Here is a 26664-nt window from a genome sequence, read left to right on the forward strand (position 1 = left end):
GCACCACACTGGGGGTTCTCGCACATGCCGCACGTCACCTTCCGTGCGCTCGCCGGTCTCGTACGGCCGGCGGCGGCGTGGAGTGCGGCCCCCGATCCCGTACGGCCGGCGGGGGCCTGGAGAGCGGCGGCCCCCGATTTCGTACGGCCGGCGGCGTGGAGTGCGGCCAATCGGGCCTGGCGAGCCCTCACCGCCCTTCTGGGCATCGTCCTGGCCGTCCTCCTGCTGCCCGCCGCCGCCCACGCCGGCTCGTTGACCGCTCCCCAGGGGCGGGTGGCGCTCATCGGGGTGCCCGGCCTTGAGTGGAGCGACCTCGACCAGACGCGCACGCCGCACCTGTGGAAGCTCGTCGCCGAGGGCGCGTCGGCCTCGCTGTCGACGCGGGCCGTGCCGCCCCCGGATCGCGGCATCACCTGCCCGGTGTCCGGCTGGCTCACCGTCTCGGCGGGCCAGCGGGCGGGCACGCCGGGCAAGGGGTGTCCGGCGGTCCCGGCTCCTCGGCCCGACGGAGAGGGCGCCACGGTGCCGGGGTGGGCGGAGTTGGCCGCTCACCAGTCGGAGACGGGCTACGACGCCCGGGTGGGCGCTCTCGGGCAGCTGGTCGCCGACGCCGGTGGGCAGGTGGCCGCCATCGGGCCGGGCGCGGCACTCGCTGCTGCCGATAAGGCCGGAAATATCGCCAAATACGTCGACAATCCCGAGTCCCTGCCCGACGACCTCACCCCTTACCACCTGATCGTCCTCGACGCCCCCGAGCTGGCCACCGCCTGGGCCGGGCGGCCACTGGACGAGTACGGTGTGCCGGCCTCGATGCCGGCGGCGACCAGGATGGCGGCCGTGGCCGAGGCGGACCACCGGATCGGCACCCTGCTCACCCGCCTGCCGGCCGGCACCACCGTGCTGGTGGCGGGCGTCTCCGACGTGACCCCGAACGCCCATCTGCACGTCGCCCTGGCCACCGGCCCCTCCCCGGATGGCGGGACGTACCGGCACGGGCACCTCACCGCGATGTCCACCCGGCAGGACGCCCTGGTCACGATCACCGACCTGACCGCGACCGCGATCACGGCGCTCGGCCTCGACGTGCCGCGCGAGGTCGTCGGGCGGCCCTGGCGGAGCGACGGCCCCGCGCCGGCGACGCCCGCCGAGACGGTCGAGGAGCTGGCCGACGGCGATCTGGCCAGCCAGGTGCTGCGGGAGGTGCGCGGGCCGTTCTTCGCCGTCTTCGTCACGGTGCAGCTGATCTTCTACGTCTTCGCCGCGCTGGCCCTGCGCCGTCGCCGCGACCCGGCGTCGTCGCCCGTCCAGGAGGCCGCGAGCACCTCCCGGCTGCTGGGCACGGTCCAGGTCGTGGCCGTGGTCAGCGGGTCGATCGCCGTCTCGACGTTCCTCGCCCAACTGGTGCCCTGGTGGAGTCTGCCCGCTCCGATGCTCGCGCTCATCGTGACGATCCTCGTGATCGCCGGGCTGATCAGCGCGCTGGCGTTCGCCGGCCCCTGGCGCGGGCATGTGCTCGGCCCCCTCACCGTGGTCGCGGGCGTGACGTCGGTGGCGTTGCTGCTCGACGTGATGACCGGCTCGACGCTGCAGGTGAACGCCGTGACCGGCTACGAGCCCGTCACCGGTGGCAGGTTCTACGGCTTCAGCAACATCGCCTTCGCCGTCTACGCGACCGGGACCATCCTCGGCCTGGCCGGCGTGGCCCAGTGGCTGCTCGGCCGAGGCGTCCGCCGGCTCGCCGTGGTGCTGAGCTGCGGGGCCTACGGCGCGCTGGCGATCTTCGCCGACGGCTGGCCGTCATGGGGCGCGGACTTCGGTGGCGTGCCCGCCTTCGTGATCGGGCTGGCCGGCTTCCTGATCATGCTCTACGGCGGCCGGGTCTCCCTGGTCAAGCTGCTGCTGGTCGCTCTCGCGGGCACCGTGCTCATCGGCGGGATCGCCGTCTTCGACTGGCTGCGCCCGGCCATCCAGCGGACCCACCTGGGCAACTTCGTCCAGCAGATCATCGACGGCCAGGCCTGGACCGTCATCACGCGTAAGTTCGGCGCCATGATCGGCGTGACCGTGGGGAACTGGTCACTGACCCTCCTCTCGCTCGTCGCCATCGCCTTCCTCTTCCTGGTGCTCGACCGCCCGTCGCGCTGGGGCGCCTCGGCGCTCGGCCAGGCCTACGCCGCCGCGCCGACGCTCCGCGCCGGCCTGCTGGGCGCCCTCACCTGCGCCTTCGTCGGCTTCCTCATCAACGACTCGGGCATCGCCATCCCGGCCATGGCCCTCACCGTGGCGGTGCCGCTGGCTCTGGCCGCCTCCGTACGCGCCCTGCGGCTCGCCAAGCCCACCACACCAGGCCAATCGTCAGCCCCAACAGCACCCACGGAACGACCTGAGCCCTGACGACGGTCCTCAACCACTCAAGGTCGGGCGGCTGCCCCACCACCCGCGCCGGCAGGTAGGCGAGCGACAGCACGAGTAAGTGCAGCACGAGGAACCCGTCCAGCGCCGAGGCGGTCACCAGCGCGAGCATCGCGAACGCCAACCCGTCATACCAGGGCAGCACGTACGGCGTCGCGAACACGTAGGCGCAGGCCAGCACGGCCGCCACCACCTCGGCCGACAACTCCACCCGCCCCCCACCGGCCGACGACGGCAACCCTCCCCGCCTCGCGTCGGCGGACGGCGGCAGCTCACTCCGCGCGTCATCGGCGGACGGCGGCAGCCCGCCCCGCACGTTGGCAGCAGATGGCGGCAGCCCACCTTGCGCAGGGCCGACGGAAAGGATCGGCGAGCCCTTGCCTGGGGCGCGCGACGCCAGGCGGAACAGCGACCAGGCCACCAGCGCGAGCACGACCAGCGAGCCGATCTGGATCTCGCCGCGGTAGGCGTGACCCACCCCCACGATCTCCTGCAACCACCCCTGGACCAGCTTCCAGAACGAGGCGTGCGAGATGGCCTTGCTGGTGCGGGTCACCGGGGCCACGGCGTCGATCCCCACGACGGCGTAGCCGGCCACCACCACCGCCACGGCGGCCCCCGCCATCAGCGCCAGGCGGCCCGGCCGGCGGCGCAGCTCCCAGGCCAACCCGAGGGCGACCAAGCCCGCGTTGAGCTTGATGGCCACGCCGGCGCCGAGAAGCAGCCCTGAGCCGACCGGACGACCGCGGGCGAGCAGCGCCGCCACCATGCACGCGATGGCCAGCGTGTCGACGTGCATGCCGGCGACCAGTTGGTAGAGCAGGAGCGGATTGGCCGTCCACAGCAGGGCCGCGCGCAGCCGCCTGGCGGGGTCGTCCCGGGTGAAGCGGTCGATCAGCAGGCCGGTCGCGATGAACGCCCCGGCGTTGAACAGGGCCAGCACGAAGATGGTGAGCCTGACCGAGTCGCCGCCGGCCCAGCTCGCCAGGGCCTGCACGGCGGTCGCGATGGGACCGTAGACGCTCGGCTCCTCACGCCACGGCGCCTCGACGGCGTCGGCGACCGGGTCGCCGCTGAGATCGACCGCGCCATGGGTGTAGGGGTCAACGCCGAGGACCACCATGCGCCCGTACGCGGCGTAGTTGAGATGATCGCCCGACCCTGACGGCGGCAGGAACGCGAGCACGCCGGCGGCGACGCAGCCGACGAGCACGAGGACCCGTGCGGACGGCATCCCCCGCCATCGGCCCCACCTGACGGCCATTCCCCGCGAACCAGGCCCGCCCGGCGTCTCCCCGCTGCCGCCACGAGGACCGGAAGTGCCGCCCGGCCTCCCTGCGGTGGGTGGAATGGCCCGAACGGCGAAGAGCGCCCCGAGCAGGCCCAGGCCGCCGAGGAGGATGGCCGCCGCAGCCAGGGAGACCACGAGATGGGGGCCGGGCTGGAGCGCCAAGGAGTAGGGCGGGTGCCAGGCGGGACCGCCGAGCGCGGGGACGACGGCGGACGGCCCGAGCAGGCCGAGCCCGATCGTCAGCAGGATCGAGCCACCGATCGCCGCCATGGCCAGCCTCGGGAGCAGGCAGGACGACCGGCCGCTCCGCGTCTCCGAAGTCACCCGCAAATTCCAGCACACTCACCACAGCGCTCACGCCCGTCATCCCCAGCCTGTGGATAACTCCGGGGTAGACGCCGCACTTGACCGATCAGTACGGCGTTTGCCTGGTTTGCCGGGGAAGGATCAGCGCTTGGGGCGAAGTTTGTTGAGGTTTTGGGTGATTACCGGCTCTCGGGTAGCAAGAGCGAGCGCCACATCACGCAGTTGACGGGCACGGTGAAGCTGGGCATGCCAGTCGGTGCCCGTCGCCCGATGGCCCATCTCCACCTCGACCTCCGTCACGCGATAGCCCTTGCGCAGGAGGTCGATGGTCAGGCCGGTCTCCACACCGAAGCCGTGGGCCAGCGGGCGGGCCGCCTCGAAGGCGTCGCGGGTCAGGCAGCGCTGGCCGTTGAGCGGCTGCGTCGCCTCGAACCCGGTGGCACGGCGGATGCCGTCGCGCGAGAGCCTGACGACCATGCCGTGACCACCGAGCTTGACCCGGGTGGCGAACACGGCGATGGTCATGTCGGCCCTGCCCTCGCGCACCGGCTCGATCAGGGCGGCCGCGGCCTGGGCGGTCTCCCCGAGATCGGCGTCGAGGAAGACTAAGTGGCGCGGGACCTCACCGTCGAGCAGGCGCACGGCCTCCGCGCCCGACTCCATGGCGGCCGCCTTGCCGCGGTTGCGGCTGTGGCGGATCACCCGTGCCCCGGCAGCCCGTGCCACCCTGCCCGTCTGGTCGGTCGAACCGTCGTCGACCACCACGACGAGGTCGACGCCCGGCAGCGTGAGGGCTGCCGTGACGGTGGCGCCGATGCGGTCGGCTTCGTCCTTGGCCGGGACGATCACCGCTGTGTCGCTCACCACACCTCGCTTCTCGGGTGGGCCGCCCGGCCGCCCGGGGGCCCGCCGCGCCGGGTCGCCGTCATGATCCCTCGGCGATGAGGAACTCCTGCGGCACCTCGTCGTGCACGGTGAAGACCGAGTCGAGGCCGGTGACCTGCAGGATCTTACGCACGGCGGGGCGAGGGGCGGCGACGTCCAGCGCGCCTCCCTGCTCCTTCATGCGTTTGAGCGCGGACAGCAGGACGTTCATCCCCGTGGAATCGCAGAAATCCACGGCGGACATGTCGATGACCACGCGGCTGGGCCCCTCCTGCAGCAGCCGAGTGAACTCGGACTGCAGGTGGGGTGCCGTATAGAGGTCGATTTCGCCGGTGATCGCAACGAGTGCATGGCCGGCATGTGATCGAGTCGAGACCTTGAGCTCCACAGGGGCAGGCTAGCGGCGACGAGCCTTCCGGTCACGTTGTCACGCCGATAGGTGAACCCCCGCTTTTTGTCATCCGTTTAGGCTTCGCGGCAACGCAGAGTACGCGAAGCTTGACGTTGTGACACCGGTACGGCCGGAAGGGGCGCCCCGGCGCCCCCCGCATCCGGTCACCACCTCACCGCGAAGGAGGGGCTGGGGCCGAGACCCATGGCCCGCGTATCAATGAACACAGAAAATCAACCGGAAGATCCTCAGCGCCAACGACTCCGCGAACATCTGGAGACCATCTTCATCCGCACCGACAAGGCCGCCTCCTGGCACGACGAGGCAAGCCGCCTTCGTGACCTCGTCAACCACGAGGGCTACGTACCCGTCAGCACCAGGCTCGCGGTCGAGGACCTCGACTTCCTCTCGGGCGCCCGCGAGAATCTGCTCGCGTTCTCGGAGCTGGGGCTGCGCCTGCTCGACCTGCACCAGCCGCGCGACGCGGGGGGCATCACCAGTGACGCCGCCCATCCGATCCTGCGGTGCCGGAGCTGCATGTGGCGCTGGCCCTGCCCGACGTACCGGGCGATGTCCGAGTCGTTCGGCTCGATGCCCGACACGATCCTGCCGGAGTCCGCCTGAAGAACCGGCACCCGCCGCGAAGAGCGGCCGAGGGTCAGCCGACCGGTCCGCCGACCAGGGGGAGGCGGATCTCGAACCGGCAGCCGGGGCCTTCGTTGACCACGCCGATCATCCCGTCGTGGGCCTCGACGATGCCCTGGGCGATCGCCAGCCCGAGCCCGGCCCCGCCGTCCCTGGTCGGGGTCCGCGCGGCCTCTCCCCGGAAGGCGACGTCGAACACCCGGGGCAGGTCGTCATCCGGTATCCCCCCGCAACAGTCCGAAACCGACAGGCAGGCCATCCCGGAGTCGACCGCCGCCCGCAGCACGACCGCGCGTTCCGACGGGGTGTGCCGGATGGCGTTGACCACGAGGTTGCCCAGCGCCCGGCCCAGCGCTCCCGCGTCGGCCTCCACGGGCACCGACTCGGCGGCGGCTACGGTCAGGCGCACCCCCTTGACCCTGGCCAGCGGCTCGGCCCCGGCGAGCGTGTCGGCCACCAGGTCGGCCAGCCCGATCCGGGTCCGGGAGAGCCGGAGCGCCCCGGCGTGGATCCGCGACAGCTCGAACAGGTCGTCCACCATCGCCGACAGGCGTTCCACCTCCAGCTTGATCTGCGTGTGGTAGCGGCCGACCGTCTCGGAATCGGCCACCACCCCGTCCTCCAGCGCCTCGGCCATGGCGCGCATGCCGGCCAGCGGGGTGCGCAGGTCGTGGCTCACCCAGGCCACCAGCTCGCGGCGGGCGCCTTCCAGCGCGCTTTCGCGGGCGTACGCCTCCTGCAGGGTGTTGGCGATGGTCTGCAGCTCGGCTGGGAGGCCGCGCGGCGCGGTGAAGGGCAGGTCTCGGACGGCGGCGACCAGCCGCCTGCTCTCGCCCACGACCCGCCTGGCCAGCACGAACGCGACCCCGAAACCCACCAGCCCGCCGACCGCGACGACGCTGAGCACGATGTCCCTGACCGAGCCGTCGATGATCATCTTCAGCGTGATCGCCACGACGCCCGCCAGGGTGGCCACGATCGAGACCACCATCACGACGCCGAGCATCATCGCGATCGAGCGGGTGCGCAGCCACCACATCACCCACACCCCGAGCAGGGCCACCGCCAGCCCCAGCCCGGCGGTGACCGCCACGATCAGGCTCAGGTCGTGCACCGCCGTGGCGCCCACCGTCAGGCCGTGGACGCCCGGGTCAATGATCGGCCCGTTCATCGCCCGTCTCCAGAGGTTCGTACCGATAGCCCACGCCCCATACCGTGACGATCCTGCGCGGCTCGGTCGGGTCCGGCTCGATCTTCTCCCGCAGCCGCCTGACGTGCACGGTCACGGTGGACGAGTCGCCGAACGACCAGCCCCATACCTGGTCGAGCAGCGCCGACCGGCTGAACGCCTGGCGCGGATTGCGCATCAGGTAGGCCAGCAGGTCGAACTCGCGCGCCGTCAGCAGCACCTCGTCGCCGCGCAGCCGTACCTCGTGGGCTCCCACGTCGACCACCAGATCGCCGTCACGCAGCACGCCCGTGCCCCCCGTGACGGACGCGCCGCGCGCGCGGCGCAGCACCGACTGGACCCGGAGAGCCAGCTCGCGCGGGCTGAACGGCTTGATCACGTAGTCGTCGGCGCCGGTCTCCAGGCCGACCACCCGGTCGATCTCCTCCCCCAGGGCGGTCAGCATGATCACCGGGACCGGCCAGCGTTCCCTGAGCTTCCTGCAGACCTGCAGGCCGTCGATCTTGGGCAGCATGAGGTCGAGCACCATGAGGTCGGGTGGCCGGGCCAGCGCGCGCCGCAGCGCCTCCGCGCCGTCGCCCACGCACTCGACCTCGTGCCCGTCGCGCTCCAGGTATCGCGCCACCACCTCCGACACGGTCGGATCGTCGTCGACCACCAGGATGCGCGTGTTCACAACCTCAAGGTACGGCGGGACGAGGCCGAACCGACACCCACGTCATCGGTTCGTAAGCCTCGCGGATCATGGCCGCAGCACATACGGTGGACTCATGAGTCGAGTCATCATGCTCGTGTTGGGCGCCCTGTTGGCGCTCTTCGTGCTGTTCAACTTCATCCTGCCCATGGTGGTGGGTCTGCTGAAGATCGCGCTGATCATCGGAGTGGTCGGCCTGCTGGTCTTCATCGCGGTCACGATGGTCGGCAAGTCCTCGTCGCGCTGACATGACGCTGTTCCTGTTCGACCCGTGGCTGATCGCCGTCACCATGATGGCGATCATGCTGCTGGCCGTCTGGGCGGCCAGGATGCTGCCCGTGGCCCGGCGCGCGACGCCGGGCTTTCCGCTGGTCTACGCGCGGCGCACCGCCTTCCAGCGCCAGCGCGATCCCGACGCGGCCGGACGCCCGCGTCCACGAGCACCCTCACCGAGCCCCGCTTCCGGCTGAGCGGGGCTCGTAGCCGAGCCCCGATCCATCTTCCTGATCGAGGGGCTCATGATCGATTCTCTTGTCGCGTTCGTCATCGGCGTCGCCGGAGGCGACGCCGCGCTCGCCATCGTGCTGTTCACTCTGGCCGTACGGCTTCTCCTGCTCCCGCTGGGCGTCAGACAGGCGCGCAGCGCCCGAGTGAGGGAACGGCTGGCGCCGAAACTACGCGAGCTGCACAAGCGGTTCGCGCGGAATCCGCGGCGGCTGAGCGAGGAGACCGCCGCGCTCTACGCGAAGGAGGGCACCTCGCCTTTCGCCGGGATTCTTCCTGGGTTGGCGCAGTTGCCGTTCATGTGGTTGATATACCGGGTCGCCACGCATCCCACCGCGCTGGCCGGGCACGATCTGCTGGGCGCCCCCCTGGGACAACAGGTCGCCGGGATGATCGCCAATTACGGTCTGATCAGTTGGCCGGTTTCGGTCTTTACGGCGGTCATCGTGCTGATAGCGCTGGTGGCCTGGCTGTCCGCGCGTTCGATCCGGGCCTCGATGCCCGAGGAGCAGCCGGAGGCGCTACGCAGGGTCATGCCGCTGCTGCCGTTCGGCTCAGTGCTGGCCGCCGCGGTGCTGCCGCTGGCCGCGGGGCTCTACCTGCTCATCTCCACGGCGTGGACCGCGGGCGAGCGGGCCGTGCTGGCTAGCCGGCCTCTCTGAGGGCGTGGACCTGCCCGTTCAGCGTGCCGTCGGGAGCGGGCAGGATCGCCCACACCGTCGTCGTGTCACCCTCGTGGCGAACCCCCCAGCTCTCCGCGACGTATTCGACGATGCCCAGCCCTCTGCCCCCCAGCGAGGACAACGTGGGGCGGCCCGCACGCGGCTCCGTGGCCGCGCCCCCATCGCTCACCGCTACCTCGATGTGATCCTCGTTACGCAGCCAGGCGACCTTGACCATGCCTGACGGCAGCGGATGCGCGTGTCGCAGCGCGTTGCTGAGAAGCTCGCTGACCACCAGCACGGCGTCGTCGATGGCGGAACTGAAAACCCCGCAATCCCGCAGGTCAGTGCTTAGACGCTGGCGGGCAACGGCGACACTGGACGGCGCGTACGGCAGCAACACCACGCTTGACACACCCACCTCCCCGTCTCCCAGTGCCCCCCGCGGGAACACTCCCCGGTACGACCGAAATGCCCCGTTACTCGGCCCCAGAAACCGCATCCCGATCACAGCTTGTACACATCGGACGATAGATGAGCTCAACCGTGACCACCTCGTTACCGCATCGGTGTGTCGGTTCCGATAGTGGGAGCGGCGGCCAGGACGAGTCGCATCCGGGTGCCTCCTCCGACGCGCGAATGCGCGCTCACGTCGCCGCCCTGGGCCCTGGCGAGGCTGCGCACGATGTAGAGGCCGAGACCCACGCCGCCGAACCTCCGGCGGTCGCCGCTGTCGACCTGGACGAAGCGTTCGAAGACCCGATCGCGGTCGTCCGGGGCGATGCCGACCCCCTCGTCGTCGACGACCACGACCACCGAGTCGTCCTCGGGCCAGGCCTCGACACTGATCAGCCCGCCCTTGGGTGAGTACTTGAACGCGTTCTCCAGCAGCTGGCCGAGCACGATGTCGGTGGCCAGCGCGTCGCCCATCACGGGTGGCAGCCCGTCGGGGATGACCACCTCCACCCGGTGCTTGTCGGACAGCACGGGCAGGCCCAGCGTGGCGGCGTGGATGCGTTCGGCCAGGTCGAAGGACTCGATCCGGACCGGCACCTCGTCGGCGCCCGCCCTGGCGCCGAGCAGCAGGTGATCCATCAGCTGCCCCAGCGAGCGGGACCGCTCGGCGATCGTGTGCACGGCTGAACGGCGCTCGTCGTCGCTCAGTTTGTCCCAGCGCGAGTCGAGCGTGCTGGCGAAGCCGCGCACGATCGTGATCGGGGTGCGCAGCTCGTGGCTGGTCGTGGCCAGGAAGAGGTCCTTGGCCTCCTCCAGCTCCTTGGCCCTGGTCACGTCGCGGAAGTCGATGACGACCTCGCCGGTCTCCTCGATCTCGGCGCTGACCACGTCGAGCCAGTGCCCGTTCGCCAGCTGGAAGGTCATCTTCTCGCCCGGCTCGGGCAACGGGAACGGCAGCGGGCCGCCCACCACGGCGTCGCCGGGCAGCGCGGTGAGCTCGGCCGCGGCGGGATTCCACCGGGTCACCAGGCCCGCGCTGTCGAGCACGGCGATGCCGTCGGCGCTCGCGTCGAACACCGCCCGCTCCTGGGCTCGCTGGCGGACCGCGTCCTGGTAGGCCATGGCGTTGCCCGCGGCGATGCCGGCATGCCCGGCGAGCAGCTCCAGCAGCTCCAGCTCCAGGTGACCGGGCTTGCGCTTGGCGAACAGGGCGTAGAGCGCGCCATAGGGCCGGCCGCCGACGGCGGCGAGACCGAGGGCGATCGTGTGCAGCCCGTCGAGCTGGGCCCACACCAGGTCGTCGAGCCCGTCCGACTCGAGCAGGACCGTCTTGCCGGTGCGCAGCAGCCGGTCGACGAGGCTCGTGCGGAGATCGGCGGTCGCGCCCCTGAGCGAGTCGGGCAGGTGGTGCGCGCTCATCAGGCGCAGCCGCTCGCCGTCGATGAGCACGAACCCACCGGCGTCGGCGCCGGTCAGCTCGGTCAGGCTGGCCGCGATCCGGTCGAGCACGGCCGGCAGCTCCAGCTCGGCGTTGATGTCGCCGACCACGTCGGTGAGCCGGCGTACCAGCCTGACCCGGCGCTCCATGCGGTGGCGAGCCGCCTCGTCGGCCTCGGTCAGGTGGTGGACGCACACGTAACCCGCCACCGTGTTGCCCATGAGCAGCGCACTGGCGTCGACCCGGAGATCGACCACGCTGCCGTCGCGGCGTAACCGCTTGGTGCGGAGGGTCACCTGGCCGCCCGTGCGGACGTGTTCGAGCATCGCGTTGTGCTCTGCGGTCAGCTCCCCCGGCACGATCGGCGCCCGGCGGCCCAGCATCTCGCCGGCCGTCCAGCCGAAGAGCCGCTCCGCCGCCGGATTCCAGACCAGCACGGTCTGGTCACGGTCAAGCGAGATGATCGCGTTGGGCGAGCTGTCGAGCGCCGCGCGCGCAATCTCGTCGTCACTCCCGGCCCAATCGTCACCCACACCTCCATAGTGCCTGCGGTGCGGTGCTTCCGTCGGGCGATCCGTCCGATACGCTGCGGTCACGGCCTCTCCGGGCGGGAAGTGGGTGAGGGAATGCCGAGCGGCGACATCGACGCACTGCTCAGGGTCACCTCCACCACCTACCGCGGGGAGGCGCCGCCCGACATCGCGTTCGGCACCTACGACGGGGCCGTGGGCCGGCTGGTCCTCGCGGTGTCCGGCAAGGGCACCGTGGCCTGCAGCTTCGACGACGAGAACATCGTGTTCGAGCGGGTGGTCAAGCACGTCGGCTCGTTCATCGGGCCCAATCCCGGGCGGCTCGACCCGGTGCGCAGAGAGCTCGACGCCTACTTCTCGGGCCGCCTCCGGGCCTTCGCCACGCCGGTCGACCTGGCCCTCACCACGCCGTTCGCCCGTACGGTGCTGCAGAAGACGATGGCGGTGCCCTACGGCGCGACCACGACACTGGCCGAGATCGGCGAGCTCATCGGCCGGCCCCGGGCACTACGAGCGGTCGGCAACGCGGTGGTGTCCAACCCCGTGTGCGTGATCGTGCCGTGCCACCGGGTGGTGGCCGGCGAGGCCGTGCTCGGCGACTATCCCGGGGGCGCGGCCGCCAAGCGCCACCTACTCACCATCGAGTCCCGCGCCTGATCACCGTCGAGCCACGCGCCTGATCACCGTCGAGTCGCGCGCCTGATCGCGCCGATCGCCAGCGTCACCAGCGCCGCCACCAGTGCCGCGCCCAGCGCGCCGTTCATCCACGGCTCCCGGGTGAAGCCGATCGCCTCGCGCGCCACCGCCCAGAAGCCGTCCCACTGCTCGACCGTCGGGGTCGAGGTGGTCAGCCAGTAGGCGGCGAAGCCCAGCGCCCAGGGCACCAGCATGGACCAGCGGGCGGGGGCGTCCTCCTCGGTGTTCCACCGCCGGGCGCCGCCGAGCAGGAAGTAGTCGACCGCGAGCACCGCGAACATCGGCACGAACACCGCGCCGATCACGCCCAGGAACGCGCCGTACGACGCCACGTTGACGACCAGCGCGATGGCAGTGGTCAGCACGCCGATGGCGACCGAGATGATCCGCCGGTCGACGCGCGGCATCAGGTTCTGCAGCGACATCGTGGTGGAGTAGACGTTCGCGAACGACTGGTCGGCCTCGCGCAGCACGAGGATCGCGAAGAACAGCGCCCCCAGCGGCGCCGCGACGAACGGGCCGAACACCGCGGTGCTGTCGGCGGTCACCGCGGCCGTCCCGGCGACGGCCACCGCGTAGACGCCGAGCCCGAGGCAGGCCACCTGGGCCAGGGTGTAGCCGCCGACCACGCCGGTGAACGCGGCCCGGCTCGACCTGGAGTGCCGGGCGAAGTCGGCGGCGATCGGCACCCAGGAGACCGACAGCGCGATCACGTAGTCGACGGCCGGCGCGAACGCCGTCCAGGAGCCGCCGTCCTGCGGGGTGGCCTCGCCCAGGAACTCCACCGCGAACCAGATCAGCGAGATGATCACGGCGACCGTGACGTACCGGCGCAGCAGCCGGATCGAGCCGAGCGGCCAGATGCTCAGTGCGGTCGTCAGGATGCCGGCCACGACCACCCACACCGCGTACGGCACGGCGTCGCCGAAGATGGCCATCGCGCCCATGGAGATCACCCAGAGCTCGAAGGCGCCCCAGCCGATCATCTGCACGATGTTGAGCACGGTCGGGATGTAGGACAGCTTCGCCCCGAACAGGCCGCGCAGCAGCACCATCGACGGCCGTCCGGTCTGCGTGCCGGGGATGGCGGCCAGGCCCACCATCGCGGTGCCGATCAGGCTGCCGACGAGCGCGGCCACCAGCGCGGCGGTCACGGTCAGCGGTGCGTCGCCGAGGGGGTTGAGCAGGAACAACGCTCCGGAGAAGCCCAGCAGGCTGACCGCCAGGTTGGCCCACAGGGCACCCTGGTCGAGGACTCCGAGGGTCTTGGGGGGCTCTCCGTCGAGGGTCAGCGGAACTTCGTCGACGACAGAGGACATCGCACTCTCCCTACGCCGGCATTACCCGGACAGGTTCATGCGGTCGGCGACGGCCTCGGTCACCCTCTCAGCCCGGTACGCCCCGAGCTCCCGCGGTATGTGTAATTTTCAACCGGCATTATGCCATCGATCACGCCACGAAGGGAGAGCCCCCCGTCTCGCTGACCATCGGCCGCCGGGCGAACTCCCATGACCGCATGCCGCCGCCGACGTTGACGGCCTCGCGGCCGAGCTGGTTGAGCCACGCCGCCACCTGCAGCGACCGGGCGCCGGACCGGCAGATGACGTAGACCTTCCGGTCTTCGGGCACCTCGGCGACCCGGATCTGGATCTCGGTCATCGGGATGTGGACGGCTTCGGGCGCGTGGCCGGCCACCCACTCGTCGTGCTCGCGCACGTCGAGCAGGAAGACGTCGGCGGGCAGGTCACGTGCGTCGATCTCAGGAACCGTCATACGTCCATCATCTCGCGCCTGGTGTCGTAGTCGGCACGGGCTTGGGCTATCTCCTGTTGGTGCTCCTCGGTCCAGGTGACCAGGGCTTTGATGGTCTGGTGCAGGGTGCGGCCGAGGGGCGTGAGGGCGTAGTCGACGCGGGGCGGCACGACGGGGTGGACGGTGCGGGTGACCAGGCCGTCGCGTTCGAGGTGACGCAGGGTGACACTGAGCATGCGCTGACTGACGCCGTCGATCTCGCGGCGGAGCTCGGTGAAGCGCAGGCTCTGGCAGTCGAGCAGGGCGATGACCAGCAGCGACCACTTGTCGGCGACGCGATCGAGGATCTGCCTGACCTCGCAGTCTTCCCTGGTGTCCCACTGCCTGACGTCGTAGTCGTCCACGGTGCCCTCGCAGTAACCGGGTGACTTGAAAGTGCCGTCTTCCATGGGACCTCATGGTGCCGCAGGATGCTCCTGGTTACAAGAAATAACCGACCGAACTACAAGTAACCGGGGGTTGAACCATGCCTGCGACCGACCGACTGTCCGGGCGCGCGCTGGGCGCGCTGCTGGTCCTGTGCGGGGCCATCTTTCTCGAAGGCATCGACGTCGCGATGCTGAACGTGGCACTGCCGTCGATCCGGGCCGATCTGGGGCTTTCCACCGGCATGCTGAGCGGGGTGGTCAGCGCGTACGTGCTCGGCTACGGCGGTTTCCTGCTGCTCGGCGGCCGGGCGGCCGATCTGCTGGGGCGGCGCCGGATGTTCCTGCTCTGGCTCGGCGTCTTCCTGGTCTTCTCCGGGCTGGGCGGGTTCGCGACGGAGGGGTGGGTGCTGCTGGTCGCCAGGTTCGTGACCGGGGTGGCCGCCGGTTTCATGACGCCCGCCGGGCTCTCACTGATCACCACGACGTTCGCCGAAGGCAGGCAGCGCAACCGGGCGCTGCTCGTCTACGCGGGCACCGCCTCCGCCGGGTTCGCGCTCGGCCTGGTGATCGGCGGGCTGCTGACGGCGATCGGCTGGCGCTGGGTGTTCTTCGCGCCGGTCGTCCTGTCGCTGGTGCTCCTGCTCGTCGCCATCCCGGTGCTGAAGGAGCCCGCGGTCGACCGCCGTCCCGTGGGCGGCTTCGACCTCGCGGGCGCCGGGTGCGTGACCGGCGCGATGATGCTGCTGGCGTACGGCGTCGTACGCCTGGAACACCCAGGTGAGGGCCTGGCGCTGACCGCCGGCGTCTTCGCGGGCGGGCTGGCGCTGCTGGCGGCGTTCGTGGTGATCGAGCGACGGTCGGCCGCGCCGCTGGTGCGCCTCGGGCTGCTCAGGTCGGGCCCGCTGGTACGGGCCAATCTGGCGGCACTGCTGCTCACGAGCTCGTTCTTCGGCTTCCAGTTCCTCATCACGCTGTACCTGCAGGAACTGCGCGGCTGGTCCGCGCTCCAGACCGGCCTCGCGCTGATCGCCGCGGCCGCCGACGTGATGCTGGCGCCCCTGCTCACCCCCTGGCTGGTCAACAGGTACGGCAACGCCCGGGTGGTCCTGGGTGGGCTGCTCATCGGGCTGGTGGGCTACGGGTTGTTCCTGGGAGTCGGCCTCGACTGGACGTACGCGGCCATGCTGCCCTCGATGCTGCTGATCGGCACCATGTTCGCGTTCGTCTACGGCCCGCTCACCATCGCCGCCACGGACGGCGTCGCCGAGCACGAGCAGGGCCTGGCCGGTGGCCTGATCAACACGTCCTTCCAGTTCGGCGCCGCGCTCGGTCTGTCGGCGGTCACGGCGGTCAGCGTGGCGGTGCTGGGCGCCGGCGACTCTCCTCAGGCCGGGCTGGACGCCATCCGGACGGCTCTGGCCGTGCCGGTGGCCGCCACGCTGCTCGCCGTGGTCGTCGTCGCCTTCGGGGTGCGCGAGCGGGTCGCTCCGCCCTCGGAGCGGCTGGCCGTCAAGGCCTGACTACTTCAGCAGGCGGGACAGGCGGCGGTCGGCGAGCGGCTTGCCGCCCGTCTGGCAGGTGGGGCAGTACTGCAGCGAGGAGTCGGCGAAGGAGACCTCGCGGATGGTGTCACCGCAGACGTCGCAGGACTGGCCGGCGCGGTTGTGCACGCGCAGGCCGGACTTCTTCTCCGCCTTGAGGTCTTTGGCCGCCAGCCCGTGCGCGCGCTCGACCGCGTCGCGCAGGGTGGTGACGATGGCCTCGTGCAGGTCGGCGATCTGCGCGTCGGTGAGGGTGGCCGCGATCTTGTACGGCGACATCCTCGCCGCGTGCAGGACCTCGTCGGAGTAGGCGTTGCCGATACCGGCGATGATCTTCTGGTCGCGCAGCAGGCCCTTGATCTGGGTGCGGTTGCCGTCCACGATGCCCTTCAGGGCCGCCACGGTGAAGGACTCGTCGAGTGGGTCGGGGCCGAGGGCCGCCACGCCGGGCACTTCATCCGGATTTTTCGTGACGTAGACGGCGAGGCGCTTCTGCGTCCCGGCTTCGGTCAGCTCGAAGCCGGGCGCCAGCCCCTCGTCGTCGGGCGCGAGCCGTACGCGTACCGCCAGCGGGCTCTTGCCGGGACGGACCGGCTTGGCGCCCGAGAGGTCGTCACGCCAGCGCAGCCACCCGGCGCGGGCCAGATGGAAGACCAGGTGGAGACCGTCGCAGTCGAGGTCGAGGAACTTGCCGTGCCTCGACACGCCCGTGACGGTCAGCCCGCCGAGCGCGCTGACCGGCGGGTCGAACGTCTTGAGAGCCTGGAACGCGACCACGTCGACGCCCAGGATGGTGCGGCCCACCGCCTGCTCGCGCAGGAACCCGGCCAGTGACTCGACTTCGGGAAGCTCCGGCATGCCACCAGGGTACGGCGCGCACCACACTGTCCACAGCCTGTGGAAATCTTTCTAGGGCACGTCCCAGAACGCCAGCTCGTGCGCCATCCCCTCGACGAAGAGGGCCTCGGCCCGCGCCGGATCCGGAGCGGCCTCGTCGATCATCTCGCCGATCCGCCCGGCCAGGGCCGCGAAGCCGGGATCGGCGTAGGTGTCCACCCAGGCCCGATATCGCGGCTCGGCGGGCGGATTCTCCGCCAATATCCGGCCAAGCGTCGAATATCCCCACATACAGGGATAAAGCGCCGCAAGCCCTCCGGCATAGTCCGCCGCCGACTCCAGCAGGAACGACGTGTACGCCGCGCACGCCGGCCCCTTGCGAGCCCCCTCCAGATCGGCCCCGAACCCCGCCGACAACGACCGGTGCAGGTCCAGCTCGTCATGGAAGGTGGCGTGGGCCAGGTCCACGAGATCCCCCAGGTGCGCGGCGGGGGCCTGCCAGGCCAGCCGCGCGAAGACCCGTACGTAGTCGTGCAGGAACAGGTAGTCCTGCTCCAGCCACGAGCGGAACACCGGCTCGGGCAGATCACCACGGCCGATGCCCACCACCGTGGGATGCGCCAGCTGGGCTTCCAGGAGCGGCCGTCCGACTGCGTGCAACTTCTCCGCAATGCTCATGAACCGCACGTTAGTGTCAAAGCATGAAAGCCACGATCGCGGAGGAACTCCTGCTGCTCGCCTTCAGCGAGGACGAGGGCAAGCAGCTGATCAGCGCCCTGCAGCTCGACGCCGCGCTCGGGGGCGCCGTCCTGGCCGAGCTGGCCGTCAACGAGCGGATCAGCCTGTCGGACACGAAGGTGGCGGTCCTGGACCCCACGCCCCTCGGCGACGAGGAGCTCGACACGGCGCTGGCCCGGATCGCGGCCGAGAACAAGGAGCGCAAGCCCGCCTGGTGGGTCCAGAAGCTCTATTCCGCCAAGCTGCGCAGGCGCCTGCTGACCAGGCTGGCCGAGGCGGGCGTGCTGACCGAGGAGCGGGGCAAGGTGCTCGGCGTCTTCCCCACCACGCGCTGGCCGGAGGCCGACGGCTCGGTGGAGGCCGAGGTCAGGGAGCGCGTGGCCGGCGCGCTCGGCGGCACCGACCCCGACGCCCGCACCGCCGTCCTCATCGCCGTGATGCACGCGGCCAAGCTCGACCGCAAGGCGTTCCCGGGAGCCGACAAGGAACGCGTCAAGGAGATCGCCGAAGGCGCGTGGGCGGGCGACGCCGTCGCCAAGACCATCGCGGCGATCAACTCGGTCATCATGATCACCGCGACCACCGCGGCCGTCACCGCCACGATCAGCTAGCGATTGATCGGGAGGTGCGGCGACAGCCCGCGCCGGACCTCAGCCCGCGTCGATGATCTCCTTCGGCACCGGCTTGTCCTCGGCCAGCGCGTTGAAGAGGTCGAGTGCCTTCTCTCGGTCCCACTTGACCGCCGTGCCGCCGTCGACGCTCTCGTTGCCGCCGAACGGCACGACCGTGGTCACCGGGCTGTCGCCCATGGCCAGGCCCAGCGAGAGCATGTCGAACGCCCCCGTGCCCTCGTCGACCAGGACCGCCTCGGTGGCGCTCATGGCCAGCGGGATCGAGGTGAAGGGGTTGATCAGGACACCGGGACTGGCCGCCTTCTTCACCACGGCCGACAGGAACTGACGCTGGCGCTTGGTGCGCTCGAAGTCGGGCAGCGCGCCGCCCTTGCGGGTGCGTACGTAGCCGAGGGCCTGGTCGCCGGTCAGGACCTGCTTGCCCTTCTTCAGCTTGAGCCCCGCCTTGGGGTCGTTGACCGCCGCGCGGACGTCGATCTCGACCCCGCCGACCGCGTCGACGATGTCCACGAAGCCCGCGAAGCCGATCTCCATGTAGTGGTCGACCCGCACGCCCGTGACGGTCTCGACGGTCTTGACCAGCAGGCTCGGCCCGCCGATGGCGTAGGCGGCGTTGAGCTTGTGGCGGCCCTTGCCCGGGACGGTGACCGCCGAGTCGCGCGGCAGGCTGACCAGTGTGGGCTTGTCGCCGGCGTCGGAGACGTGCAGCAGCATCATCGAGTCGGTGCGCTGGCCGGCCGCGCGGCCGGTGGCGAGCTTGCGGCGCTGGGCGGCCGACAGGCCCTCGCGGCTGTCGGAGCCGACGAGCAGCCAGTTGGTGCCCGGGGTGTCGGCCACCCGGCCCTCGTAGTCGTCGAGCGCTTTGTCGATGCCGCCCAACCGCGAGTCGATCCAGAAGAACAGGCCGATGGCCACGACCAGAAGCAGCGCCACCAGGACGGCGATGATCCGCAGGATCACACGGCCCGACGGCCGCCGCCGCGGTGGCCGGGGACCGGAGGGAGCGTGCTCCTTGGAACGCCCCAACGGCTTCACGGGGCCGCCGCCCGAGCGTTGCCGGCCGTACACGCGCCCGCCGGACCGAGGAGGGTCGCCGGCGGGCGGCCCCATGGGCGAGCCCCCGGGCGGAGCGGACGGGCGCTGGTGCGCGGGCGCACCGCCGGACCGCAGACCGCCGTCCTGCCTAGGGGGCAGCGGGCGGCCGTCACCAGGCGAGCGCATGGCTCGCGTCCGCTCGTCCTCAGACACTTCGCTCTTCTTCCCCTCGGTTGCCATAGACGCTACGTCGATCCATCGGCCAGTGAAGACCCGTCCTCAAGCTTTTCCCACGGAAAAGTACGCACAGCTTGCAAGTAGCCACTCCGGAAACATAGACGCGATTCCGGTCGTTACGTTTGTGGACGACTTCTAGCGAAAGGATGATCGTGTCCGCCTCGGACCCATGGAGTAGTCGCCCGTGCACGAGCACGGGTTCCCCTGAGAGCTCACTGCGGTGAGCGCTTATCTGGGCCTCATTGCCCTCTTCCTTCTCACCGCGGCGACCGGCTACTTCGTCGCCCAGGAGTTCGCCTACGTGGCCGCCGACCGGGCCGTCCTGCGTGAGCAGGCCGCCGCCGGCGACAAGGCCGCGGCCAAGGCCCTCCAGGTCACCTCCCGCCTCTCGTTCATGCTCTCGGGCGCGCAGCTGGGCATCACGGTCACGGCGCTGATCGTCGGCTTCCTGGCCGAGCCCGCCATCGCCACCCTGGTACGGCCCTGGCTGGTCGAGGCCGGGCTGTCCGAGGGGGTCATCGCCGGACTGTCGGTGACCATCGGCGTCTTCGTCGCGACCGTGGTCCAGATGGTCCTGGGCGAGCTGGCGCCCAAGAACCTCGGCATCGCCCGGCCTGAGGCCGTCGCCAAGTTCCTGGCCTCCTCGACCCTGGTCTACCTCGCCGTCGTCGGTCCCGTGGTCCGCCTGTTCGACTCGGCGGCCACCGGGCTGCTCAGGCGCGTCGGCATCGATCCCGTCGAGGAGGTGGAGCACGGCGCGACCCCCGAGGAGCTCTCGCGGATCATCGCCGAGTCCACCCAGGCGGGCGAGCTGCCACCGCGGCTGTCGGAGCTGCTGGAGCGGGCGCTGGAGTTCGGCGACCGCATCGCCGAGGAGATCATGGTGCCCCGCCCCCGCGTCGTGGCGCTGCGCGACTCCCAGCCGATCTCCGAGCTCATCGACGCCATGCGCGAGTGCGGCCACTCCCGCTACCCCGTGCTCCGCGACGACGGCGACGTCGTGGGCGTGACCGGCGTCCGCGAGCTGCTGGCGTCCGGCCTGGAGGAGGGCCGGATCAGCGACGTCACCCGGCCCGCCCCCATGGTGCCCGACTCGCTGCCGCTGCCCGCGGTGCTCGGGCAGATGCGCACGGCCAAGGACGACATCGTCTGCGTCATCGACGAGTACGGCGGCCTGGCCGGCGTCATCACCATCGAGGACCTGGCCGAGGAACTGGTCGGCGAGCTCGTCGACGAGAACGACCCCGAGCCGCTCGGCGCGGTCGAGCGGCCCGACGGCGTCTGGGACGTGCCCGGCCGGCTCCGGCTGGACGAGGTCGAGCGCGCCACCGGCATCGCGCTGCCCGAGAGCGACGACTACGACACCCTCGCCGGTCTGGTGCTGGCCAAGCTCGGCCGGCTGCCCGACGCGGGTGACACCGTGATCGTGCGCACCACGCCCGAGACCGACCCGTTCGCCGAGGACGGCGACGAGCACCTGGCCGAGCTGACCGTGCTCTCCCTCAACCGACGGGTGCCCGACTGGGTGCGGCTGGCCCCGGTGCGACACGCGGAGGCCGCCCGATGACGCTGATCCTGCTCAGTATCGCGCTACTGATCTTCAACGCGGTGTTCGTGGCCGCCGAGTTCGCCTTCGTCTCCTCCCGGCGCCACCGCCTGGAGGAGATGGCGAGCGGCGGCAACCGCCTGGTCAGGATCACCGCGAAGTCGGCGGTGGGCGGCGGCCGGCGGCTGTCGCTCATGCTGGCCGGCGCGCAGCTCGGCATCACGCTCTGCACGCTGGGCCTCGGCTTCGTCACCGAGCCCGCGATCGAGCACTTCCTGGAGCCGGTCTTCGGCGCGATCGGGGTGCCGGAGCCGCTGCAGGTGCCGATCTCGCTGACCATCGCGTTGGCGCTGGTGACGTTCCTGCACATGGTGATCGGCGAGATGGCGCCCAAGTCGTGGGCCCTGACGCATCCCGAGCAGGCGGCCCTGGTGCTGACGCTGCCCTTCCGCGCCTTCGTATGGGTCATGACCCCGCTGCTGTCGACGCTGAACGGCCTGACCAACCTGATCCTGCGGGTCTTCGGCGTCCAGCCGCGTAACGAGCTGGCCACCACCAGGACCCCGCGGCAGCTGGCCATGCTGGTCGGCGAGTCGGGCCGGATGGGCCTGCTCGACCGGGAGGAGCACGACCTGCTCACCCGGGCGCTGCGGCTGCAGGCCGAGGGCATCGAGCGGCTGATGGTGCCGATCGACCGGGCCGTCATGGTCCCGGCGTCGGCCGACACGATCCGCATCAAGAAGGCCGCCCGGGACAGCGGCCACCTGCGGCTGCTCGTCGGGTCCCCCGGTGACGTCCAAGGGGTCCTGCACGTCCGCGACGCGCTGCTCCAGCCCGACCGTACGGCCGGCGAGCTCGTCCGGCCCGTGCCCGGGCTGGGCGGCGCCACGCAGGTGCCAGAGGCCGTCACAGCGCTCCAGGAGGCGCGGGCGCACCTGGCTCTGGTCACCGGGCAGGACGGCGCGGTCGTGGGCATGGTGACGCTCACCGATCTGCTCGGCGAGCTGCTCGACACGCGCGCGATGGCGGCCTGACCAAGTCGGCGCGCGATAGCGGGCTGAACCGAGGACTGTCAGAAACAACCCGCCCGGCCGATGGCGATCCGAAAGTGACTGCCACCGGCCGGGCCCACATTCCGCACGCGAGCCTGAGCAGGCGGTAGAAGGAGCGAGCTGGACGAGGTCGGCGACGGCGGTGATATCGGTCAGGACGGCCCGATGGAGCCCTCCTCGTTGTCCACCAGCTCGCATGCCGCCACGGGGCCGTTGGAGATACGGGCCCAGATGCTGGCGATGCGATCGTCGTCGGAGACGTTGAGCTCGATCACCGCTGTCTGCCCGCGCCCGACCACGCGGGGGTCGATGGTGAAGCCGTTCTCCTCCTGGCTCTGCGGTGCGGGCGGAACGGCCAAGGGCGCCTCCTGCGCGGACAGCAGGCTCGTGCTGCGCGGTTGCGGGCTGCACCGCTTGCCTGACGGGACGAAGTCCACGACCGCGTTCACTCCCATGCGGCTCAGATCCTCTCGCAGGCCCTCGGGATCTCTGGCTTCGGTGAACGTGACGTGGATCGTGCCGTCGCCCAGCTTGGTGATGGCGTAGGCGGGCGTGCCACCGATGATCTGGGTGGCGGCGACCACCAGCGCGGCGGCCGCCGTCATCACCGGGATCAGGATCGCCGGGCGGGGCAGCCGGAACCTGGGCCTGGCCGGGCGGACCGTGTGATGGATCTCCGCCATGACGAACTCCTTGAGCTCCTGGCGCCGCCGCTCCGACAGCACGGGGTCCACTTCGGGTAGCACGTTCTCGCCCCACTCGGCGCGCTCGTTCGCGTCCATATGTCAGACCTCCCTCATGACCCGGGTCACGGTCACCTGCTGTGCCGGCCGCTCCGCACGCCGCAGCAGGGCGTAGGCCCGCCGTAGCGCGGCCACCCGCTCGGCGTCGTCCAGCCGTCCCGCCACCTCCTCGGCGAAGTCGGCGACTTGGTCGTTTCTCGGCATCCGGGCCAGGGCGTTGTCGTACCGCCGGGACGCGCGCCTGGTGTTGCGCGCCACGTTGGTGGCGATGCCCAGGAGCCAGGGCCGCAGGCTGCCGCCGTCGGCGTCGATGCGCCCACGCAGCCGCCATGCTTCCAAGAAGGTCAGGGACATCACGTCCTCGGCGGTCGACCAGTCGCCGGTCAGCCGGAAGGCGTGGTTGTACACCGTCCGGGCGAACTCGTCGTACAGCTGTCCGAACGCGTCCGCGTCCCCGTCCCGGATCCGGGCTCGTGTCGCCATGTCCATACTCAAGACCTGTTCGCAGCCTGCTCGGGGTTCCGAGATTTTCCGGACGAATTCAGATCATCGCCAGAGCGACGCTGGGGGGAACACGGGAGGCCCGTACCGCCGGGTAAATGCCGGCGATCAGGCTGACGGTGAGCGTGGCGGCCAGGGTGCCGCCGATCACCCAGGGCGGCACCACCGCGGGCCACCCCTGCATAAGCGCGTACGCCATGGTGACGAGCACCCCGATGACCAGTCCGCCGCCTCCGCCGATCACCGACAAGATGAGGGATTCGGTGAGGAACTGCATGCGGATCTGGCCCCGCGTGGCGCCGAGCGAGCGGCGCAGGCCGATCTCCCGCCGCCGTTCGAGCACCGAGATCACCATGGTGTTGGCCACCCCCACACCGCCGACCAGGAGCGCGACCGCACCCAGGCCGAGCAGCAGGCCGGTGAACGTGCCCGCGGCGGCCGCCCGGGCCGCGAGCGCGTCCGACGGCCGGGAGACCGCGACGTGTTCGGGGTTCTCCGGGTTCACGGTGCGTGCCAGCAGGGCCCGTACGGCCTCCACCGACTCCTCCGCCGACCGTTCGTAGATGGTCGTCGGGTGCCCGTCGAACTGGAAGTACTTCTGTGCGGCGGCGAAACCGATCAGCGCGGAGCGTTCGATCTCGGGAGCCAGCGGCATCGGGCCGAGGATACCGATCACCGTGAACCACCGGTCGCCGATCCAGACCCGCATCCCCGTACCGGTGACGCCGAGCCGTTCCGCGGCCACCGAGCCGAGCACCACCGCGGGATAGCGTGCGGTGGCCTCGTTGAGCCAGGAGCCCGCCCGCACCTGACCGTCGAGGGTGGACAACAGGTCGAAGGTGGCGGCCTGCACCGTGATCCCGCCGGTCAGTTCCTTGGGGATCCGGTCGGTGCGCCGGATCGCCACCGCGATGGTTCCAGTGGCGCCGGCATGGCGCACCGCTTCCACCTCACGCACCATCGCGACCGCGCGGGCGGGCAGTCGCGCCTCCTCGCCCGAGAAGGTGCTGCCCGCCTCCACCCGTAGCAGGCCGGTGCCGAGCCGATCGAGCTGCCGCATGAGCTGTTCCTGTCCGGAGGCCGAGATGCCGATGACCGCGATCATGGTGGCGATGCCGATGGCGATGCCCAGTGCCGACAGGAACACGCGGCCTGGCCGGGTCCGCAGCCCCGCGCCGCCGACCCTGAGGACATCGCGCAAGCGCAGCCGCGACGGCGCGGGGACAGTCGTGCTCATCACGCCTCCCCCGGGCCGCTCTTGATCAGCGCCGCCACCTGCCGACGCCCGGCGCCCGGCCCGTCATCGGAGACGATGCGCCCGTCACGCACGCGCACCCGGCGCGGAGCCCAGGCGGCGATCTCCGGGTCGTGGGTGATGACGACCACCGTCGTGCCGTCGGCGTGCAGATCGCGCAGCAGGCTGAGCACCTCGGTCCCGGCGGACGAGTCGAGGTTGCCGGTCGGCTCGTCGGCCAGCAGGAGCGGCGGGTCGCCGACCACAGCGCGGGCGATGGCGACGCGCTGCTGCTCTCCGCCGGACATCTGCTGGGGATGGTGGCCGAGCCGGTGGCCCAGACCCACGCGCCGCAGCGCCTCTTCGGCCCGGCTCCGGCGCTCACGCAGCGGGCGTCCGGAGTACAACAGCCCGTCCGCCACGTTGTCCAGTGCCGACGTGCCGACGGCCAGGTGGAACTGCTGGAAGACGAACCCGATGCGGGAGGAGCGCAGCCCGGACAGTTGCCGGTCCGACAGCTCGGCGACAGAGAAGCCGTCGATTCTCACGGTGCCCGAAGTCGGCCGGTCCAGGGTGCCGATCAGTTGCAGCAGCGTGGACTTGCCTGAGCCGGACGGGCCGACGATGGCCACCAGCTCGCCTTCCTCGACGATGAGGTCCGCGCCGCGCAGGGCGTCCACGGAGCCGTTGTAGCGCTTGGTGAGGCCATGTGCCTCGATGACCCTTCTCACGACGCGGGCACCCTGACCTTCGTCCCGGCTCGCAGCCCTGGTGCCGAGACCTCCACACGGCCGCCGCCATAGGCTCCGGTCTGCACGCTCACGGTCCGCCGGGCCTCGCCCGGCTCGACCACCTCGACGCCGAACCCGCCGTCGCGCAGCGCCAGCAGAGCCTCGATCGGCACGCTGAGGACGTCCTCGCGGCGCTCGCTCTCCAGCGTCACCGTGACCGGCGCCTGGTCCTTGTCGAATGCCTTGCCCTTCTTCCCGCCGCTCAAGGCGATCTCCACGTCCACGGTGCTCTCCTCGCCCTGCTGAGAAGCGGACGCCTTCCGTACGACGGGGCCTACGCGGATCACCTTTCCCTTGACGGTCTTGCCGCCCGGCAACTCGGCCGAGACCTGGGCACCCTGGCGCACCAGGTCCTGTCTGTCGACGTCGAGGTCGAGATGCACGACCTGCCGCGTACTGGACGCGGTGAGCACCTCCGCGTTCGGCCCCATGAGGTCGCCGACGGCGGCCGTCACCCTCGTGACCCGCACTGTGCCGGGCAGGAACACCACCTGGGAGGCGTCCACCACGCCGGTCCTGTTCCACCCCCGGTCCTTCTGCCAGGCCCGTACGGCCTGTGCCGTCGCATAGGAGAAATGCCGGTCGACCGTCATGTCGTCGCCGTATCCGAGCGCCTTGAGGCCTCTTTCCAGTTGCAACACGTCCGGCCCATCGGTGACCCCCTGCCGGAGCGCGCGGTAAAGCGGCACGTCGCCGCGCATGAGCACGGTCCAGCGCCGGTCGGCGGCGAACAGGGCGCCACCCTGCCTGACCGTGGCCTCCGGCCGGGGCACCCAGGTGATCATGCCGGCGGCCCCGGTCCTGATCCGGCGTTCTCCGGTGAAGGTCAACGTGCCCTCCACCGACACGGTGTCGACGAGATCACCTCGTATGACCTCGGCGGTGGCCACGGGCACGGCCTGGGCCACGGGCGTCTCCCGCCCACCGGTGAAGGCCGTCGCCGCCCCCGCTGCTGCGGCGAGAACCGCCACGACGGCGGCCACCACGACGGAGCGCTTCACTGGCCACCGGCCTCGGCGGAGCATTCCTTCATCGCCGCGTCGAACTTCGTCTGATCGCCGCCGTTGAAATCGGGGCCGGGCATCTTGCCGTCGGGGCCCGGATCGGGGAAGTCGATGCCGTGTCCGCGCATGCACTTCGCAAGCCGGGTCATGCGGTCGAGATAGGCCGGGTCTTTTCCGTCGATCGTTTTGGCCACGCCCTGCATCTCCTTCTCGCACGCCTTGCCCGCCTCTTCGGGGATCTGCGTTCCGCCCGCGGGAAGCTGCTTGGGGTCATCGGGGAAGTTCTTGACACCGTGCTCGCGCAGACACTTGGCGTACTTGAGGTAGGAGTCGTTCGCGGCCGAGGTCGTGGGGGCCCCGACGGCGTCACCGCCGGCGGGCTGGGCGCTGCCGCAGGCCGTGGCCAACGCCAGCAGGGGAACCGTCAGCAGGAGTGCGACTCGTCGCATGGGGTGCGCTCATTTCCAGGCCAGGGAGCGGCTTTCGCTCCTTCA

At 70.9% G+C, this 26664-nt stretch carries 29 protein-coding genes and 1 riboswitch; of the genes, 10 read left to right on the forward strand and 19 right to left on the reverse strand.

Annotated features, from left to right (window positions below):
- Nucleotides 1–24: 24 nt before the first annotated feature.
- Nucleotides 25–2394 (forward strand): hypothetical protein, encoded by a 2370-nt coding sequence (locus AB0I38_RS36260; RefSeq protein ID WP_358492356.1) that lies wholly within the window; start codon nucleotides 25–27, stop codon nucleotides 2392–2394.
- Here AB0I38_RS36260 and mptB read toward each other — a convergent pair.
- From mptB to AB0I38_RS36275, 3 genes are all read right to left on the reverse strand, one after another.
- Nucleotides 2276–4027 carry a polyprenol phosphomannose-dependent alpha 1,6 mannosyltransferase MptB gene (mptB, locus tag AB0I38_RS36265; RefSeq protein ID WP_358492360.1) on the reverse strand — a complete coding sequence of 584 codons (1752 nt, stop codon included), beginning with the start codon at nucleotides 4025–4027 and terminating at the stop codon, nucleotides 2276–2278. The genes AB0I38_RS36260 and mptB overlap by 119 nt on opposite strands.
- A gap of 123 nt (nucleotides 4028–4150) precedes the next feature.
- Complete coding sequence (locus AB0I38_RS36270) at nucleotides 4151–4876, reverse strand: glycosyltransferase family 2 protein (RefSeq protein WP_436838814.1); 726 nt, start codon at nucleotides 4874–4876, stop codon at nucleotides 4151–4153.
- A gap of 58 nt (nucleotides 4877–4934) precedes the next feature.
- The gene (locus tag AB0I38_RS36275) at nucleotides 4935–5282 is read right to left on the reverse strand and encodes an STAS domain-containing protein (protein ID WP_189127379.1); all 348 of its coding nucleotides are present in this window, start codon (nucleotides 5280–5282) and stop codon (nucleotides 4935–4937) included.
- Between the two features lie 222 nt (nucleotides 5283–5504).
- Between AB0I38_RS36275 and AB0I38_RS36280 the strand changes: the two genes are divergently transcribed.
- The gene (locus AB0I38_RS36280; protein WP_358492371.1) at nucleotides 5505–5909 is read left to right on the forward strand and encodes a hypothetical protein; all 405 of its coding nucleotides are present in this window, start codon (nucleotides 5505–5507) and stop codon (nucleotides 5907–5909) included.
- A 34-nt stretch (nucleotides 5910–5943) separates the two neighbouring features.
- On the opposite strand, the gene AB0I38_RS36285 is transcribed toward AB0I38_RS36280, so the two are convergent.
- Complete coding sequence (locus AB0I38_RS36285) at nucleotides 5944–7101, reverse strand: sensor histidine kinase (protein ID WP_358492376.1); 1158 nt, start codon at nucleotides 7099–7101, stop codon at nucleotides 5944–5946.
- The gene (locus AB0I38_RS36290; protein ID WP_358492381.1) at nucleotides 7082–7795 is read right to left on the reverse strand and encodes a response regulator transcription factor; all 714 of its coding nucleotides are present in this window, start codon (nucleotides 7793–7795) and stop codon (nucleotides 7082–7084) included. The genes AB0I38_RS36285 and AB0I38_RS36290 overlap by 20 nt, the downstream gene beginning before the upstream one ends.
- A gap of 94 nt (nucleotides 7796–7889) precedes the next feature.
- On the opposite strand from AB0I38_RS36290, the gene AB0I38_RS36295 reads away from it, so the two are divergent.
- From AB0I38_RS36295 to AB0I38_RS36305, 3 genes are read left to right on the forward strand one after another with little or no spacing between them, the layout of a single operon-like run.
- Nucleotides 7890–8060, forward strand: a complete 171-nt coding sequence (locus AB0I38_RS36295) for a hypothetical protein (RefSeq protein WP_189127457.1) — start codon at nucleotides 7890–7892, stop codon at nucleotides 8058–8060.
- 1 nt (nucleotide 8061) lies between these two features.
- Nucleotides 8062–8283 (forward strand): DUF6412 domain-containing protein, encoded by a 222-nt coding sequence (locus AB0I38_RS36300; RefSeq protein ID WP_358492387.1) that lies wholly within the window; start codon nucleotides 8062–8064, stop codon nucleotides 8281–8283.
- Between the two features lie 48 nt (nucleotides 8284–8331).
- Complete coding sequence (locus AB0I38_RS36305; RefSeq protein ID WP_358492392.1) at nucleotides 8332–8979, forward strand: YidC/Oxa1 family membrane protein insertase; 648 nt, start codon at nucleotides 8332–8334, stop codon at nucleotides 8977–8979.
- Here AB0I38_RS36305 and AB0I38_RS36310 read toward each other — a convergent pair.
- Nucleotides 8963–9394: an ATP-binding protein gene (locus tag AB0I38_RS36310; RefSeq protein WP_358492396.1), complete on the reverse strand. Its 432-nt coding sequence runs from the start codon at nucleotides 9392–9394 to the stop codon at nucleotides 8963–8965. The genes AB0I38_RS36305 and AB0I38_RS36310 overlap by 17 nt on opposite strands.
- Nucleotides 9395–9537: 143 nt before the next feature.
- On the reverse strand, nucleotides 9538–11406 hold the full coding sequence (locus AB0I38_RS36315) for an ATP-binding protein (protein ID WP_358492399.1): 1869 nt from the start codon (nucleotides 11404–11406) through the stop codon (nucleotides 9538–9540).
- Nucleotides 11407–11499: 93 nt separating this feature from the next.
- On the opposite strand from AB0I38_RS36315, the gene AB0I38_RS36320 reads away from it, so the two are divergent.
- Complete coding sequence (locus AB0I38_RS36320; RefSeq protein ID WP_358492402.1) at nucleotides 11500–12060, forward strand: methylated-DNA--[protein]-cysteine S-methyltransferase; 561 nt, start codon at nucleotides 11500–11502, stop codon at nucleotides 12058–12060.
- Between the two features lie 23 nt (nucleotides 12061–12083).
- On the opposite strand, the gene AB0I38_RS36325 is transcribed toward AB0I38_RS36320, so the two are convergent.
- From AB0I38_RS36325 to AB0I38_RS36335, 3 genes are all read right to left on the reverse strand, one after another.
- The gene (locus tag AB0I38_RS36325; RefSeq protein WP_358492407.1) at nucleotides 12084–13418 is read right to left on the reverse strand and encodes a purine-cytosine permease family protein; all 1335 of its coding nucleotides are present in this window, start codon (nucleotides 13416–13418) and stop codon (nucleotides 12084–12086) included.
- Nucleotides 13408–13522, reverse strand: a riboswitch (TPP riboswitch). Its footprint overlaps the gene before it by 11 nt.
- Nucleotides 13523–13548: 26 nt before the next feature.
- A complete protein-coding gene (locus AB0I38_RS36330) occupies nucleotides 13549–13872 on the reverse strand; it encodes a rhodanese-like domain-containing protein (protein WP_358492412.1) in 324 nt (107 codons plus the stop codon).
- Nucleotides 13869–14300 (reverse strand): winged helix-turn-helix transcriptional regulator, encoded by a 432-nt coding sequence (locus tag AB0I38_RS36335; protein WP_358492416.1) that lies wholly within the window; start codon nucleotides 14298–14300, stop codon nucleotides 13869–13871. Before AB0I38_RS36335 ends, AB0I38_RS36330 begins: the two co-directional genes overlap by 4 nt.
- A 77-nt stretch (nucleotides 14301–14377) precedes the next feature.
- Between AB0I38_RS36335 and AB0I38_RS36340 the strand changes: the two genes are divergently transcribed.
- On the forward strand, nucleotides 14378–15799 hold the full coding sequence (locus AB0I38_RS36340) for an MFS transporter (RefSeq protein ID WP_358492420.1): 1422 nt from the start codon (nucleotides 14378–14380) through the stop codon (nucleotides 15797–15799).
- Here AB0I38_RS36340 and AB0I38_RS36345 read toward each other — a convergent pair whose 3' ends face one another.
- Nucleotides 15800–16678: an Fpg/Nei family DNA glycosylase gene (locus AB0I38_RS36345; RefSeq protein ID WP_358492425.1), complete on the reverse strand. Its 879-nt coding sequence runs from the start codon at nucleotides 16676–16678 to the stop codon at nucleotides 15800–15802.
- A gap of 51 nt (nucleotides 16679–16729) precedes the next feature.
- Nucleotides 16730–17335, reverse strand: a complete 606-nt coding sequence (locus AB0I38_RS36350; RefSeq protein WP_358492428.1) for a TenA family protein — start codon at nucleotides 17333–17335, stop codon at nucleotides 16730–16732.
- 23 nt (nucleotides 17336–17358) lie between these two features.
- Here AB0I38_RS36350 and AB0I38_RS36355 point away from each other — a divergent pair, with 23 nt between their 5' ends.
- Entirely contained in the window at nucleotides 17359–18006 is a 648-nt protein-coding gene (locus tag AB0I38_RS36355; protein WP_358492431.1) for a GOLPH3/VPS74 family protein, read from the forward strand.
- A 39-nt stretch (nucleotides 18007–18045) separates the two neighbouring features.
- On the opposite strand, the gene AB0I38_RS36360 is transcribed toward AB0I38_RS36355, so the two are convergent.
- Nucleotides 18046–19275: an LCP family protein gene (locus AB0I38_RS36360; protein ID WP_358492436.1), complete on the reverse strand. Its 1230-nt coding sequence runs from the start codon at nucleotides 19273–19275 to the stop codon at nucleotides 18046–18048.
- Between the two features lie 244 nt (nucleotides 19276–19519).
- Here AB0I38_RS36360 and AB0I38_RS36365 point away from each other — a divergent pair, with 244 nt between their 5' ends.
- A complete protein-coding gene (locus tag AB0I38_RS36365; protein WP_358492440.1) occupies nucleotides 19520–20866 on the forward strand; it encodes a hemolysin family protein in 1347 nt (448 codons plus the stop codon).
- Nucleotides 20863–21879 (forward strand): hemolysin family protein, encoded by a 1017-nt coding sequence (locus AB0I38_RS36370; protein ID WP_358492444.1) that lies wholly within the window; start codon nucleotides 20863–20865, stop codon nucleotides 21877–21879. The genes AB0I38_RS36365 and AB0I38_RS36370 overlap by 4 nt, the downstream gene beginning before the upstream one ends.
- A 170-nt stretch (nucleotides 21880–22049) precedes the next feature.
- Here AB0I38_RS36370 and AB0I38_RS36375 read toward each other — a convergent pair whose 3' ends face one another.
- The 6 genes from AB0I38_RS36375 to AB0I38_RS36400 are packed head-to-tail and all read right to left on the reverse strand — an operon-like array spanning nucleotide 22050 to nucleotide 26619.
- The gene (locus AB0I38_RS36375; RefSeq protein ID WP_358492448.1) at nucleotides 22050–22679 is read right to left on the reverse strand and encodes a hypothetical protein; all 630 of its coding nucleotides are present in this window, start codon (nucleotides 22677–22679) and stop codon (nucleotides 22050–22052) included.
- Between the two features lie 3 nt (nucleotides 22680–22682).
- Nucleotides 22683–23123, reverse strand: a complete 441-nt coding sequence (locus AB0I38_RS36380; protein ID WP_358492453.1) for an RNA polymerase sigma factor — start codon at nucleotides 23121–23123, stop codon at nucleotides 22683–22685.
- 58 nt (nucleotides 23124–23181) lie between these two features.
- The gene (locus tag AB0I38_RS36385; protein ID WP_358492458.1) at nucleotides 23182–24378 is read right to left on the reverse strand and encodes an ABC transporter permease; all 1197 of its coding nucleotides are present in this window, start codon (nucleotides 24376–24378) and stop codon (nucleotides 23182–23184) included.
- Nucleotides 24378–25106, reverse strand: a complete 729-nt coding sequence (locus tag AB0I38_RS36390) for an ABC transporter ATP-binding protein (protein WP_358492464.1) — start codon at nucleotides 25104–25106, stop codon at nucleotides 24378–24380. The genes AB0I38_RS36385 and AB0I38_RS36390 overlap by 1 nt, the downstream gene beginning before the upstream one ends.
- Nucleotides 25103–26167: a peptidoglycan-binding protein gene (locus tag AB0I38_RS36395; protein WP_358492469.1), complete on the reverse strand. Its 1065-nt coding sequence runs from the start codon at nucleotides 26165–26167 to the stop codon at nucleotides 25103–25105. The genes AB0I38_RS36390 and AB0I38_RS36395 overlap by 4 nt, the downstream gene beginning before the upstream one ends.
- The gene (locus AB0I38_RS36400) at nucleotides 26164–26619 is read right to left on the reverse strand and encodes a hypothetical protein (protein WP_358492472.1); all 456 of its coding nucleotides are present in this window, start codon (nucleotides 26617–26619) and stop codon (nucleotides 26164–26166) included. Before AB0I38_RS36400 ends, AB0I38_RS36395 begins: the two co-directional genes overlap by 4 nt.
- Nucleotides 26620–26664 lie beyond the last annotated feature (45 nt).

Source organism: Nonomuraea cavernae (assembly GCF_040655715.1).
Lineage (GTDB): Bacteria > Actinomycetota > Actinomycetes > Streptosporangiales > Streptosporangiaceae > Nonomuraea > Nonomuraea cavernae_A.

Bases quoted from the DNA above. Each gene is read 5' to 3' on its own strand.
- AB0I38_RS36320 (WP_358492402.1), top strand. From the start codon at position 11,500: ATGCCGAGCGGCGACATCGACGCACTGCTCAGGGTCACCTCCACCACC.
- AB0I38_RS36280 (WP_358492371.1), top strand. From the start codon at position 5,505: ATGAACACAGAAAATCAACCGGAAGATCCTCAGCGCCAACGACTCCGC.
- AB0I38_RS36300 (WP_358492387.1), top strand. From the start codon at position 8,062: ATGACGCTGTTCCTGTTCGACCCGTGGCTGATCGCCGTCACCATGATG.
- AB0I38_RS36350 (WP_358492428.1), bottom strand. From the start codon at position 17,335: ATGAGCATTGCGGAGAAGTTGCACGCAGTCGGACGGCCGCTCCTGGAA.
- AB0I38_RS36345 (WP_358492425.1), bottom strand. From the start codon at position 16,678: ATGCCGGAGCTTCCCGAAGTCGAGTCACTGGCCGGGTTCCTGCGCGAG.
- AB0I38_RS36330 (WP_358492412.1), bottom strand. From the start codon at position 13,872: ATGACGGTTCCTGAGATCGACGCACGTGACCTGCCCGCCGACGTCTTC.
- AB0I38_RS36355 (WP_358492431.1), top strand. From the start codon at position 17,359: ATGAAAGCCACGATCGCGGAGGAACTCCTGCTGCTCGCCTTCAGCGAG.
- AB0I38_RS36375 (WP_358492448.1), bottom strand. From the start codon at position 22,679: ATGGACGCGAACGAGCGCGCCGAGTGGGGCGAGAACGTGCTACCCGAA.
- AB0I38_RS36325 (WP_358492407.1), bottom strand. From the start codon at position 13,418: ATGTCCTCTGTCGTCGACGAAGTTCCGCTGACCCTCGACGGAGAGCCC.
- AB0I38_RS36260 (WP_358492356.1), top strand. From the start codon at position 25: ATGCCGCACGTCACCTTCCGTGCGCTCGCCGGTCTCGTACGGCCGGCG.
- AB0I38_RS36305 (WP_358492392.1), top strand. From the start codon at position 8,332: ATGATCGATTCTCTTGTCGCGTTCGTCATCGGCGTCGCCGGAGGCGAC.
- AB0I38_RS36295 (WP_189127457.1), top strand. From the start codon at position 7,890: ATGAGTCGAGTCATCATGCTCGTGTTGGGCGCCCTGTTGGCGCTCTTC.
- AB0I38_RS36370 (WP_358492444.1), top strand. From the start codon at position 20,863: ATGACGCTGATCCTGCTCAGTATCGCGCTACTGATCTTCAACGCGGTG.
- AB0I38_RS36400 (WP_358492472.1), bottom strand. From the start codon at position 26,619: ATGCGACGAGTCGCACTCCTGCTGACGGTTCCCCTGCTGGCGTTGGCC.
- AB0I38_RS36385 (WP_358492458.1), bottom strand. From the start codon at position 24,378: ATGAGCACGACTGTCCCCGCGCCGTCGCGGCTGCGCTTGCGCGATGTC.
- AB0I38_RS36340 (WP_358492420.1), top strand. From the start codon at position 14,378: ATGCCTGCGACCGACCGACTGTCCGGGCGCGCGCTGGGCGCGCTGCTG.
- AB0I38_RS36335 (WP_358492416.1), bottom strand. From the start codon at position 14,300: ATGGAAGACGGCACTTTCAAGTCACCCGGTTACTGCGAGGGCACCGTG.
- AB0I38_RS36285 (WP_358492376.1), bottom strand. From the start codon at position 7,101: ATGAACGGGCCGATCATTGACCCGGGCGTCCACGGCCTGACGGTGGGC.
- AB0I38_RS36380 (WP_358492453.1), bottom strand. From the start codon at position 23,123: ATGGCGACACGAGCCCGGATCCGGGACGGGGACGCGGACGCGTTCGGA.